Below are 13428 nucleotides of genomic sequence, written 5' to 3' on the forward strand. Positions count from 1 at the left end.
CCCTCTCTTTCGCGTGGCACGGCAGCCGAAGCTGCCGTGCTGCAGGCGTTGCTTACTTGATGATCTTGGCAACCACGCCGGCGCCGACGGTACGACCGCCTTCACGGATGGCGAAGCGCAGACCTTCGTCCATCGCGACCGGGTTGATCAAGGTCACGACCATCTTCACGTTGTCGCCCGGCATCACCATTTCCACGCCTTCCGGCAGCTGGCACGCGCCAGTGATGTCGGTGGTGCGGAAGTAGAACTGCGGACGGTAGCCCTTGAAGAACGGGGTATGACGGCCACCCTCGTCCTTGGACAGCACGTAGACTTCGGCTTCGAACTCGGTGTGCGGCTTGATCGAACCCGGCTTGCACAGCACCTGTCCACGCTCGACGTCGTCACGCTTGGTGCCGCGCAGCAGCAGACCGGCGTTGTCGCCTGCCTGACCCTGGTCCAGCAGCTTGCGGAACATTTCCACGCCGGTCACGGTGGTCTTCTGCGTATCGCGGATACCGACGATTTCGATTTCGTCGCCCACCTTGATGATGCCGCGCTCGATACGACCGGTCACCACGGTGCCGCGGCCGGAGATCGAGAACACGTCTTCCACCGGCATCAGGAACGGACGATCGACGTCGCGGGTCGGCTCCGGGATGAAGGTGTCCAGCGCGTCGACCAGCTTCAGAATCGCCGGCACACCGATCTCGCTCTGGTCACCGTCCAGCGCCAGACGCGCCGAGCCGTGGATGATCGGCGTGTCATCGCCCGGGAAGTCGTACTTGCTCAGCAGCTCGCGCACTTCCATTTCGACCAGCTCGAGCAGCTCGGCGTCGTCGACCATGTCGGCCTTGTTCAGGAACACGACGATGTGCGGCACACCGACCTGACGCGAGAGCAGGATGTGCTCACGGGTCTGCGGCATCGGGCCGTCAGCGGCCGAACACACCAGGATCGCGCCGTCCATCTGCGCAGCACCGGTGATCATGTTCTTGACGTAGTCGGCATGGCCGGGGCAGTCAACGTGCGCGTAGTGGCGGTTCGGGGATTCGTATTCGACGTGTGCGGTCGAAATCGTGATGCCGCGCGCCTTCTCTTCCGGCGCCGCGTCGATCGCGTCGTACGCCTTGAACTCACCACCGAAACGCTCGGCACCGATCTTGGTCAGCGCAGCGGTCAACGTGGTCTTGCCATGGTCAACGTGACCGATGGTGCCGACGTTCACGTGCGGCTTGGTGCGCTCGAATTTAGCTTTTGCCATGACTAACTACCTCTAATTAAAAAAATTTGTGAGAAGTGGCTGAGCGAACTCAGCCCTTCTTGGTGACGGCGTCGGCGATGTTGGCCGGTGCCTCTTCGTAATGGTCGAATTCCATCGAGAACGTCGCACGACCCTGGCTCATCGAACGCAGCGAAGTCGCGTAACCGAACATCTCACCCAGCGGAATCATCGCATTGATGATCTTGCCCGACGGGCTGTCGTCCTGACCCTGCAACACGCCACGACGGCGGCTCACGTCGCCCATCACATCACCCAGGTAATCCTCCGGGCTGACGATTTCGACCTTCATGATCGGCTCCAGCAACACCGGGCTGGCTTTCGCGAAGCCCTGCTTGAACGCCATCGATGCGGCCAGCTTGAACGCCATTTCCGAGGAGTCGACGTCATGGTACGAGCCGAACACCAGCTTGACCTTCACGCCAACCACCGGGAAGCCGGCGATCGGACCACTCGTGATCGTTTCGCGCAGGCCCTTCTCGACCGAGGGGATGAATTCCTTCGGAATGATGCCGCCGGTGATGTCGTTGACGAACAGGAAATCGTCCTTGACGTTGTCGCTCTTGCGCTCTTCCTCGGTCATCGGCGACAGCTCGATCACGACGTGACCGTACTGACCCTTACCACCGGACTGCTTGGCGTGCTTGTAGTCGGACTTGACGTCGGACTTGCGGATCGTTTCGCGGTAGGCCACCTGCGGCTTGCCGACGTTAGCCTCGACATTGAACTCGCGACGCATACGGTCGACGATGATGTCCAGGTGCAACTCGCCCATGCCCGAGATGATGGTCTGGCCGGATTCTTCGTCGGTCTTGACGCGGAACGACGGATCTTCCTGCGCCAGACGGCCCAGGGCCATACCCATCTTTTCCTGGTCCGACTTGGTCTTGGGCTCCACCGCCATCGAGATCACCGGCTCCGGGAACACCATGCGCTCCAGGGTGATGATCTTGTCCTGCGCACACAGCGTGTCGCCGGTGGTGACGTCCTTCAGACCCACGGCAGCGGCGATGTCGCCAGCGCGCACTTCCTTGATCTCTTCGCGATTGTTGGAGTGCATCTGCAGGATGCGGCCCACGCGTTCCTTCTTCGACTTGACCGGGTTGTAGACCTGGTCGCCGGAGTTCAGCGTGCCCGAATAGACACGGAAGAACGTCAGCGAGCCCACGAACGGGTCAGTCATGATCTTGAACGCCAACGCCGAGAACGGCGCCGTATCGGTCGCAGCGCGAGTGTCTTCCTTCTCGTCTTCGTCGATACCCTGGACCGGCGGACGGTCGGCCGGCGACGGCAGCAGGTGCACCACGCCGTCGAGCATGGCCTGCACGCCCTTGTTCTTGAACGCCGAACCACAGAACACCGGCACGATCTCCACCTTCAAGGTGCGCTCGCGCAGACCCTGCAGGATCTCTTCTTCGCTCAGGTCGCCCTCGTTGAGGTACTTGTCCATCAGGTCTTCGCTGGCTTCTGCAGCCGCTTCGACCATGAACGAACGTGCCTCGGTCGCGATATCGACCAGATCGGCCGGGATATCGCGGTATTCGAAGGTGGTGCCCTGCGATGCGGTATCCCAATGGATCGCCTTCATCTTCAACAGGTCGACCACGCCCTCGAAGCCGTCTTCGGCGCCGATCGGCACCTGCATCGGCACGGCGTACGCACCCAGACGAGCCTTCAGCTGCTCAACGACCTTGTCGAAGTTGGCACCGGTACGGTCCATCTTGTTGACGAAGGCCATGCGCGGCACGGAATACTTGTTGGCCTGACGCCACACGGTCTCGGACTGCGGCTGCACGCCACCGACGGCGCACAGCACGAACACCGCACCGTCGAGCACGCGTAAGGAGCGCTCCACTTCGATGGTGAAGTCGACGTGCCCGGGGGTGTCGATGATGTTGAAGCGGTGCTGCGGCATGGACTTGTCCATACCCGACCAGAACGCAGTGGTCGCAGCGGAGGTAATGGTGATACCACGCTCCTGCTCCTGCTCCATCCAGTCCATCACTGCAGCGCCGTCATGGACTTCGCCGATCTTGTGACTGACACCGGTATAGAACAGGATGCGCTCGGAAGTAGTGGTCTTGCCGGCATCGATGTGAGCCATGATGCCGAAGTTGCGGTAACGCTCGATAGGGGTGGTGCGGGCCACGGGGAGCCTCTCAATTTCTTGGATTTCGGATGGCCGAACGCCGCCTTTCGGCGGCCTTCGGATTGGATGCGACGCAAAATGCGTCGCAAACAGCACTCAGATGGTGCTGAAGGGCCCCGTTACCAAGGCCCCCGAGGTCACCAGCGGTAATGTGCGAACGCCTTGTTCGCCTCCGCCATACGGTGCGTCTCTTCGCGCTTCTTGATCGCGCCGCCGCGGCTTTCCGAGGCGTCCAACAGTTCTGCAGCCAGCTTACGCGGCATGGTGTTCTCGCCACGCTTGCGCGCGGAATCGATCAACCAGCGCATTGCCAGCGCCATGCGACGGGAGGAACGCACTTCGACGGGCACCTGATAGGTAGCACCACCGACGCGACGCGATTTAACTTCGACAGCCGGGGCCACGTTATCCAGTGCTTTCTGCACCAGCTCGATGGCATTCGGATTCTTTTCGCCAATGACGTCCATTGCGCCATAGACAATTTTCTCAGCAACCGACTTCTTGCCACTTTGCATCACCATATTGATGAAGCGGGCAATGGTTTCGCTGCCATGCTTTGGATCTGGCAGGACGGTGCGCTGCGGAGTAGAACCTTTACGGGACATTTGAGTATTTCCTTAGCTCTTCGGGCGCTTGGCGCCGTACTTGGAACGGCCTTGACGACGCTTGGCGACGCCGGCGGCGTCCAGCGAACCACGGACGGTGTGATAACGCACACCGGGAAGATCCTTGACGCGGCCACCGCGAATCAGGACCACGGAGTGCTCCTGCAGATTGTGGCCTTCACCACCGATGTAGCTGATGACCTCTTCCTGATTCGTCAGGCGCACCTTGGCGACTTTACGCAGGGCCGAGTTCGGCTTCTTCGGGGTAGTGGTGTAGACGCGTGTGCAAACGCCGCGGCGTTGCGGACACTTGTCCAGTGCCGGGGAGGCACTCTTGTAGGTGGTCGCTTGCCGAGGCTTGCGGACCAGCTGATTGATCGTCGTCATCAGTTGATTCTTCTGATTGAGAGGCCGAGACGGCCTGCACGAAAACAAAGGCAGGCCGAGACCGGCCCACCGAGACAAAGAAGTATAGCTGGCAGGGCGAAACTCCGTCAACTTCACGAAATCTGAACCTGCTGGCCCATCCAAGGCCGGAAAACGGAGGGCGTCCTGCCCTCCTTTTCGCTTGGCTTACAGCGGCCTTGCGACCGCCGTCGGAGCGCTTACTCCTCGTCCGCGCCAGCGTCGGCCACAGCTGCGACCGGTTCGGCAACTGCCGGCTTGCCCGACAGCGTTTCCATTTCCGAGTCGGTCAGACCCGAAGCCTTGCGACGGCCGGCGTGGTACGCCAGACCGGTACCGGCCGGGATCAGGCGACCCACGATCACGTTTTCCTTCAGACCGCGCAGGTTGTCACGGGTGCCGCGAACGGCTGCCTCGGTCAACACGCGGGTGGTCTCCTGGAACGATGCCGCCGAGATGAACGATTCGGTGGCAAGCGACGCCTTGGTGATACCCAACAGCACCGGATCGTACTTGGCCGGCAGTTCGTTGCGCTTGACCAGACGGGCATTTTCCTCGATGACGCGCTGGCGCTCGACCTGCTCGCCGTTGAGGAACTTGCTGTTGCCCTGATCGACGATCTCGACCTTACGCAGCATCTGGCGAGTGATCACCTCGATGTGCTTGTCGTTGATCTTCACGCCCTGCAGGCGATACACGTCCTGAATTTCCTTGACCAGGTATGCGGCCAGCGGTTCGACACCCAGCAGACGCAGGATGTCCTGCGGGCTCGGCTCACCGTCCACCACGGTCTCGCCCTTGGTCACGTGCTCGCCTTCGAACACGATGATCTGGCGGTACTTGGGAATCAGCTCTTCGTGTTCCGAACCATCGGTATCCTTGATGATCAGGCGCTGCTTGCCCTTGGTGTCCTTACCGAAGCTGATGATGCCCGAGCGCTCGGCCAGGATCGCCGGATCCTTCGGCTTGCGTGCTTCGAACAAGTCGGCAACGCGCGGCAGACCACCGGTGATGTCACGGGTCTTGGACGCTTCCTGCGGGATCTTGGCCACCACGTCGCCCACGCCGACGGCGGCGCCGTCCTGCAGGTTGACGATGGAGCGCGGCGGCAGCAGGTACTGCGCCGGCAGATCCGTATTCGGGATCGTCAGGTCATTACCCTTGCCATCGACGATACGCACGATCGGACGCAGTTCCTTGGCATGCGCACCGCGACGCTTCGGGTCGGTGATTTCGCGCGAGGCCAGACCGGTCAGTTCGTCGGTCTTCTCGATGACGGTGACGCCGTCGACGAAGTCGATGAAGCGAATGAAACCGGCCACTTCCGACACGATCGGGTGGTTATGCGGATCCCAGTTGGCAACGCTCTGCCCGGCCTTGACCGCATCGCCATCTTTGGCGGTGATGGTGGCGCCGTACGGCAGCTTGTAACGCTCGCGCTCGCGGCCATGGCCATCGAGCACGGACAGTTCGCCAGAACGCGAGACCGCAACCAGCGAGCCGCTGGCGTGCGCCACCGACTTGAGGTTGTTGAACTTCACCGAACCGGTGGTCTTGACGGTGATGTTGTCCACCGCAGCCGCACGCGATGCCGCACCACCGATGTGGAACGTACGCATGGTCAGCTGGGTGCCCGGCTCACCGATCGACTGGGCAGCGATGACGCCGACCGCTTCGCCGATGTTGACCTGGTGACCACGCGCGAGATCGCGGCCGTAGCAGCGTGCGCACACGCCGAACGAGGATTCGCAGCTGATGGTCGAACGCACCTTCACCGACTGCACGCTGGCGTCTTCGAGCTTGGCGACCCAGGCTTCGTCGAGCAGCGTGTTGCGGGTGACAATCGGCTCTTCGTCGTTGCCCGGCAGGTAGACGTCCTCGGCCACAACACGGCCCAGCACGCGCTCCCTCAACGGCTCCACCACGTCGCCGCCTTCCACGATCGGGGTCATGATCAACCCTTCGGTGGTGCCGCAATCGATTTCGGTGATCACCACGTCCTGCGCCACGTCGACCAGACGGCGGGTCAGGTAACCCGAGTTCGCGGTCTTCAGCGCGGTATCGGCCAGACCCTTACGGGCACCGTGGGTGGAGTTGAAGTACTCCTGCACGTTCAGACCTTCGCGGAAGTTCGCCTTGATGGGCGTCTCGATGATCGAGCCGTCAGGACGCGCCATCAGGCCGCGCATACCCGCCAGCTGACGGATCTGCGCCTGGCTACCACGGGCACCGGAGTCGGCCATGATGTACAGCGAGTTCATCGACTTCTGATCGATGGTCTCGCCCTTGGCGTTCTCGACCTTTTCGGTACCGATGGTATCCATCATCGCCTTGGCGATGCGCTCGCTGGTACGCGACCAGATATCCACGACCTTGTTGTAGCGCTCGCCGGCGGTGACCAGACCGGACTGGTACTGCTCCTGGATTTCCAGCACCTCGGCTTCGGCCTCGGTGAGGATGCCCTTCTTCTCGTCAGGGATCAGCATGTCGTCGATACCGATCGACACGCCTGCGCGGGTGGCGTAGGCATAGCCGGTGTACATCAGCTTGTCGGCGAACACGACGGTGTCCTTCAAGCCCAGCAGGCGATAGCTGGAGTTGATCAGACGCGAGATGTTCTTCTTGGTCATCTCGGTGTTGGCCAGCTGGAACGGGAGGCCTTCGGGCAGGATTTCGCTCAGCAGTGCGCGACCGACCGTGGTATCCACGATCGAGGTGCCGCTGGTGCGCTTGCCATCGACCGCGTCCACGTCCACCTGGGTGATGCGGACCTTGACCTTGGCATGCAGTTCGACCACGCGGTTGTCGTAGGCGCGCTTCACTTCGCTGGTGTTGGCGAACACCATGCCTTCGCCCTTCTTGTTCTCCAGGGCGCGGCTCATGTAATACAGGCCCAACACCACGTCCTGAGACGGCACGATGATCGGCTCGCCGTTGGCCGGCGACAGGATGTTGTTGGTGGACATCATCAGCGCACGCGCTTCCAGCTGGGCTTCCAGCGAGAGCGGCACGTGGACGGCCATCTGGTCACCGTCGAAGTCGGCGTTGAAGGCGGTACACACCAGCGGATGCAGCTGGATGGCCTTGCCTTCGATCAACACCGGTTCGAACGCCTGGATGCCCAGACGATGCAGGGTCGGCGCACGGTTCAGCAGCACCGGATGCTCGCGGATCACCTCTTCCAGGATGTCCCAGACTTCGGCTTCTTCGCGCTCGACCAGCTTCTTGGCCGCCTTGATGGTGGTGGCCAGGCCGCGACGCTGCAGCTTGGCGAACACGAACGGCTTGAACAGTTCCAGCGCCATCTTCTTCGGCAGGCCGCACTGGTGCAGCTTGAGGTACGGACCGACGGTGATGACCGAACGGCCGGAGTAGTCCACGCGCTTGCCGAGCAGGTTCTGACGGAACCGGCCCTGCTTGCCCTTGATCATGTCGGCCAGCGACTTCAGCGGACGCTTGTTGGTGCCGGTGATGGCACGGCCGCGACGGCCGTTGTCCAGCAGCGCATCGACCGATTCCTGCAGCATGCGCTTCTCGTTGCGCACGATGATGTCCGGCGCATTGAGCTCGAGCAGGCGACGCAGACGGTTGTTGCGGTTGATTACGCGGCGGTACAGATCGTTCAGATCCGAGGTCGCGAAGCGCCCACCATCCAGCGGCACCAGCGGACGCAGGTCCGGCGGCAGCACGGGAAGCACGGTCATGACCATCCACTCCGGACGGTTGCCCGATTCCAGGAAGGCTTCGATCAGCTTGATGCGCTTGGTCAAACGCTTGAGCTTGGTTTCCGAACCGGTGCTGGCGATTTCCTCGCGCAGGCGGGTCATTTCCGACTGCAGGTCGATCGTGCGCAGCAGCTCGTACACGGCCTCGGCGCCCATGGCAGCGTCGAAGTCGTCGTTGTACTCCTGGCGTGCGGTCAGGTACTGCTCTTCGGTCAGCAGCTGACGGCGCTCGAGCGGGGTCAGACCCGGCTCGGTGACGACATAGGCTTCGAAGTACAGCACGCGCTCGATGTCACGCAGGGTCATGTCCAGCATCAGGCCGATGCGCGAGGGCAGCGACTTGAGGAACCAGATGTGCGCGACCGGCGAGGCCAGGTCGATGTGACCCATGCGCTCGCGGCGCACCTTGGCCAGGGTGACTTCGGTGCCGCACTTTTCGCAGACCACACCACGATGCTTCATGCGCTTGTACTTGCCGCACAGGCATTCATAGTCCTTGATCGGTCCGAAGATGGCGGCGCAGAACAGGCCGTCACGCTCGGGCTTGAAGGTACGGTAATTGATGGTTTCGGGCTTCTTCACTTCGCCGTAGGACCACGAACGAATCAGGTCCGGCGACGCCAGCGCGATCTTGATCGCGTCGAAATCCAGCGTCTGGCGCTGCTGATTGAAGAGGTTGAGCAGGTCTTTCATTTGATATCTCCGGGTCGGAGGAATTTCGTATCTGAGATGAAACGCGAATAGCTTTGATCGGGACGGGGATCAGGGAACCGTACCGCGGAAGAGCGAACGCGCTAGGCGCTGGTCTCTTCCGGGTTGCCGGCCCCTGACCGGGCCCTGCTCTTACTCTTCCAGTTCCATGTTGATCGCCAGCGAGCGGATTTCCTTCACCAACACGTTGAAGGATTCCGGCATGCCCGCGACCATCTCGTGCTCACCATCGACGATGTTCTTGTACATCTGGTTGCGGCCCTGCACGTCGTCGGACTTCACCGTCAGCATTTCCTGCAGGGTGTAGGCCGCGCCGTAGGCTTCCAGCGCCCAGACTTCCATTTCGCCGAAGCGCTGACCACCGAACTGCGCCTTGCCGCCCAGCGGCTGCTGGGTCACGAGCGAGTACGGCCCAGTCGAACGTGCATGCATTTTGTCGTCGACCAAGTGGTTCAACTTCAGGTAGTGCATGTAGCCGACCGTGGTCTTGCGATCGAACGCTTCGCCAGTGCGACCGTCGTACAGCTGGGTCTGACCGCTCTGCGGCAGGTCGGCCAGTTCCAGCATGCGCTTGATTTCCGCTTCGCTGGCGCCGTCGAACACGGGGGTGGCCATCGGCACGCCGTCGATCAGGTTCTTGCCCAGGTTGAGCAATTCCTCATCGCTGAACTGCGACAGATCCACACGCTGCGCATTGATCGCGCTGTCGTGGTTGTAGATGTCGTCCAGGAACTTGCGCAGTTCGCTGACCGCCGTCTGCGCTTCCAGCATGCGCTGTATCTTGCGACCCAGGCCCTTGGCGGCCCAGCCCAGATGCACTTCCAGAATCTGGCCGATGTTCATACGCGACGGCACGCCGAGCGGGTTCAATACGATGTCGACCGACTCGCCGGTGGCCATGTACGGCATGTCTTCGACGGGCACCACGTTGGAGACCACACCCTTGTTGCCGTGGCGGCCTGCCATCTTGTCGCCCGGCTGGATCCGGCGCTTCACGGCCAGGAACACCTTGACCATCTTCAGCACGCCCGGCGCGAGGTCATCGCCCTGGGTGATCTTGCCCCGCTTGTCGGCAAAACGTGCTTCGAATTCCTTCTCGTGCGCCTGGATCTGCTTTTGCGCGCGCTCGATGGCGTCTGCAGCGTCCTCGTCCTTCATACGCAGCTGGAACCAATCGGACTTCTTCAGCCCATCCAGGTACGCGTCGGTGACGGTGTCGCCCTTCTTCAGGTTCGCGCCGCCGTTGGCAACCTTGCCCACGATCTGCGAGCGCAGACGTGCGTAGATGGCTGCTTCCAGGATGCGGAACTGGTCGTCGAAGTCCTTCTTGACGCGCTTGATTTCAGACTCTTCGATCTGACGCGCACGCTTGTCCTTCTCGATGCCGTCGCGGGTGAAGACCTGCACGTCGATGACGGTGCCGTCCATGCCCGGGGGAACGCGCAGCGAGCTGTCCTTCACGTCGGACGCCTTCTCACCGAAGATCGCACGCAGCAGCTTTTCTTCCGGAGTCAGCTGGCTTTCGCCCTTCGGCGTGACCTTGCCGACCATGATGTCGCCGGCGCGCACTTCTGCACCGATGTACACCACGCCGCTTTCGTCCAGACGGTTCAACGCCTGCTCGGACACATTGGGGATGTCGGCGGAAATTTCCTCCGGCCCCAGCTTGGTGTCGCGCGCAACGCAGGTCAGTTCTTCGATATGGATCGTGGTGTAGCGATCTTCTTCCACCACGCGCTCGGAGAGCAGGATGGAGTCTTCGAAGTTGTAGCCGTTCCACGGCATGAAGGCGATCAACATGTTCTGACCCAGCGCCAGTTCACCGATGTCGGTGGACGGGCCGTCGGCCAGCACGTCGCCGCGCGCAATCACGTCACCCACGTTCACCAGCGGACGCTGGTTGATGCAGGTGTTCTGGTTGGAGCGGGTGTACTTGATCAGGTTGTAGATATCCACGCCGGCATCGGTGCCGCCGCCAATTTCTGCCTCGTTGACCTTGACCACGATGCGGGCCGCGTCGATCTGCTCGATCACGCCACCACGCAGCGCATTCACGGTCACACCCGAGTCGCGCGCAACCGCACGCTCGATGCCGGTACCGACCAGCGGCTTCTGCGAACGCAGCGTCGGCACGGCCTGGCGCTGCATGTTGGCGCCCATCAGTGCGCGGTTGGCGTCGTCGTGCTCCAGGAACGGCACCAGCGCCGCTGCGACCGACACGGTCTGCATCGGCGAGACGTCCATGAAGTGCACTTCGGACGGCGGCTTCAACAGCGATTCGCCCTGGAACCGGCACGGCACGAACTGCTCGGTGAGCATGTTCTTGGCATCGGTCAGCGCATTCGCCTGGGCGATCACGTACTCGTTTTCTTCGATCGCCGACAGGTATTCGACGTCGTCGGAGACCTTGCCGTCCAGCACCTTACGGTACGGCGTCTCGAGGAAGCCGTACTGGTTGGTGCGGGCGAACACGGCTAGCGAGTTGATCAGGCCGATGTTCGGGCCTTCCGGCGTTTCGATGGTGCAGACGCGACCGTAATGGGTCGGATGCACGTCGCGCACTTCGAAGCCGGCGCGCTCGCGGGTCAGACCGCCCGGGCCCAGTGCGGAGACGCGACGCTTATGCGTCACTTCCGACAGCGGGTTGTTCTGGTCCATGAACTGCGACAGCTGCGAGGAGCCGAAGAACTCCTTGATTGCGGCGGCCACCGGCTTGGCATTGATCAGCTCCTGCGGGGTCAGGCCTTCGGATTCGGCCATCGACAGCCGCTCCTTGACCGCACGCTCGACGCGCACCAGGCCCACGCGGAACACGTTCTCGGCCATTTCGCCGACCGAACGCACGCGACGGTTACCCAGGTGATCGATGTCATCGACCACGCCGCGACCGTTACGGATCTCGGTGAGCACCTTGATCACTTCCAGGATGTCGGAAGTATCGGTGTGCTCGGCAACCAGACGCTTGGATTCTTCGTCGTTACGCTCGGCAAAGTACTTCTTGTCGTACAGCACCGACTCGCCCAGCACGTCCTTGCGGCCGACGCGACGGTTGAACTTCATGCGACCGACCGTGGACAGGTCGTAGCGCTCGAAGGTGAAGAACAGGTTGTGGAACAGGTTCTGTGCGGCTTCCTTGGTCGGCGGCTCGCCCGGACGCATCATGCGGTAGATTTCGACCAGCGCTTCCAGCTGCGTCTTGGTCGGATCGATGCGCAAGGTGTTGGACAAGTAAGGACCACGATCCAGATCGTTCACCCACAGGGTGCCGACCGCATCGACGCCGGCCTTGCGGAACGCAGCCAGCTGGTCTTCGCTGATTTCGTCGTTGGCATTGGCCAGCAATTCGCCGGTCGAGCCATCGACAACGTCGTGCGAGAGGATGCGGCCGACCAGGTAGTCGTCCGGCACGGCCAGCGCGGCAACGCCGGCGGCTTCCAGTTGCTTGACGTGACGCGCGGTGATGCGCTTGCCGGCTTCGACGATGACCTTGTCGCCGTCGGCCAGGTCGAAGTTCAGCGTTTCACCACGCAGACGCTCCGGCACCAGCTCCAGCTGCACGCCTTCGTCCGGATTGATGTGGAAGGTGTTGATCTCGAAGAACTCGGCCAGCATTTCTTCGTTGTTGTAGCCGAGCGCGCGCAACAGGATCGACACCGGCAGCTTGCGGCGACGGTCGATACGGGTGAACAGCGCATCCTTCGGATCGAACTCGAAGTCCAACCAGGAACCGCGGTACGGAATGATGCGGGCGCTGTACAGCAGCTTGCCCGAGCTGTGGGTCTTGCCACGGTCGTGGTCGAAGAACACGCCCGGCGAGCGGTGCAGCTGCGAGACGATCACGCGCTCGGTGCCGTTGACGATGAAGGTACCGTTGCCGGTCATCAGCGGGATTTCGCCGAGATAAACCTCCTGCTCCTTCACGTACTTGATCGCCTTGGTCGACGATTCGCGGTCGTAGATCACCAGACGCACCGTGACACGCAACGGCGCGCCGTAGCTCATGCCACGCTGACGGCATTCACGCTCGTCAAACACCGGCTGACCCAGCTTGTAGCCGACGTACTCCAGCGCAGCATTGCCGCTGTAGCTGGAAATCGGGAACACCGACTTCAGAGCCGCATGCAGACCGAGGTCCTTGCGCTTGGTCGGCTCCACGTCTTCCTGCAGGAATTCGCGGTAGGAATCCACCTGGATGGCAAGCAGGAACGGCACTTCGAGGATCGAGCGCTGCTTACCGAAATCCTTGCGGATACGCTTTTTTTCGGTGAACGAATAAGACGTCATGAGGTCTTCACCCTAGGCTGCGGGGGCCGCGTCGCGGCGGCCCTGAAATAACAAAATTGTCAGTTGGAAGTCGCTGGTATTGCCGGCACCAGCACGCCTTCTCCTGCTACTTCCAACTACCAACTCGGTGAAGCGGGGATTGGGGGATGGCGGGATTGGGGATGCGCGAAGACTGCCTTCGCATCCCGAATTCCACCGCTCAAATCCCGGCTTTCCATCAACGGCCAAAGGCCGGGAGCTTTACGCTCCCAGCCTTCAGTGCATCACCATGAAACGCTGGCGATGCAA

At 61.8% G+C, this 13428-nt stretch carries 6 protein-coding genes; all 6 read right to left on the reverse strand.

Annotation, left to right across the window (positions count from 1 at the left end; translation table 11 throughout):
* Positions 1 to 52: 52 nt before the first annotated feature.
* Positions 53 to 1243: an elongation factor Tu gene (gene tuf, locus M0D43_RS06245; protein WP_053051265.1), complete on the reverse strand. Its 1191-nt coding sequence runs from the start codon at positions 1241 to 1243 to the stop codon at positions 53 to 55.
* 49 nt (positions 1244 to 1292) lie between these two features.
* Positions 1293 to 3410, reverse strand: coding sequence for an elongation factor G (fusA, locus tag M0D43_RS06250; protein WP_101365184.1), 2118 nt, complete (start codon positions 3408 to 3410; stop codon positions 1293 to 1295).
* Between the two features lie 137 nt (positions 3411 to 3547).
* Positions 3548 to 4015, reverse strand: coding sequence for a 30S ribosomal protein S7 (rpsG, locus tag M0D43_RS06255; RefSeq protein ID WP_005917592.1), 468 nt, complete (start codon positions 4013 to 4015; stop codon positions 3548 to 3550).
* A 12-nt stretch (positions 4016 to 4027) separates the two neighbouring features.
* Positions 4028 to 4402, reverse strand: coding sequence for a 30S ribosomal protein S12 (rpsL, locus tag M0D43_RS06260; RefSeq protein ID WP_002811712.1), 375 nt, complete (start codon positions 4400 to 4402; stop codon positions 4028 to 4030).
* Between the two features lie 218 nt (positions 4403 to 4620).
* Entirely contained in the window at positions 4621 to 8838 is a 4218-nt protein-coding gene (rpoC, locus tag M0D43_RS06265; RefSeq protein WP_053502912.1) for a DNA-directed RNA polymerase subunit beta', read from the reverse strand.
* Positions 8839 to 8988: 150 nt separating this feature from the next.
* The gene (gene rpoB / locus M0D43_RS06270) at positions 8989 to 13140 is read right to left on the reverse strand and encodes a DNA-directed RNA polymerase subunit beta (RefSeq protein ID WP_260808032.1); all 4152 of its coding nucleotides are present in this window, start codon (positions 13138 to 13140) and stop codon (positions 8989 to 8991) included.
* Between the last annotated feature and the right edge of the window lie 288 nt (positions 13141 to 13428).

Source organism: Xanthomonas prunicola (genome assembly GCF_025266575.1).
GTDB lineage: Bacteria > Pseudomonadota > Gammaproteobacteria > Xanthomonadales > Xanthomonadaceae > Xanthomonas > Xanthomonas prunicola.

Bases quoted from the DNA above. Each gene is read 5' to 3' on its own strand.
- tuf (WP_053051265.1), bottom strand. From the start codon at position 1,243: ATGGCAAAAGCTAAATTCGAGCGCACCAAGCCGCACGTGAACGTCGGC.
- rpoB (WP_260808032.1), bottom strand. From the start codon at position 13,140: ATGACGTCTTATTCGTTCACCGAAAAAAAGCGTATCCGCAAGGATTTC.
- rpsG (WP_005917592.1), bottom strand. From the start codon at position 4,015: ATGTCCCGTAAAGGTTCTACTCCGCAGCGCACCGTCCTGCCAGATCCA.
- rpoC (WP_053502912.1), bottom strand. From the start codon at position 8,838: ATGAAAGACCTGCTCAACCTCTTCAATCAGCAGCGCCAGACGCTGGAT.
- rpsL (WP_002811712.1), bottom strand. From the start codon at position 4,402: ATGACGACGATCAATCAGCTGGTCCGCAAGCCTCGGCAAGCGACCACC.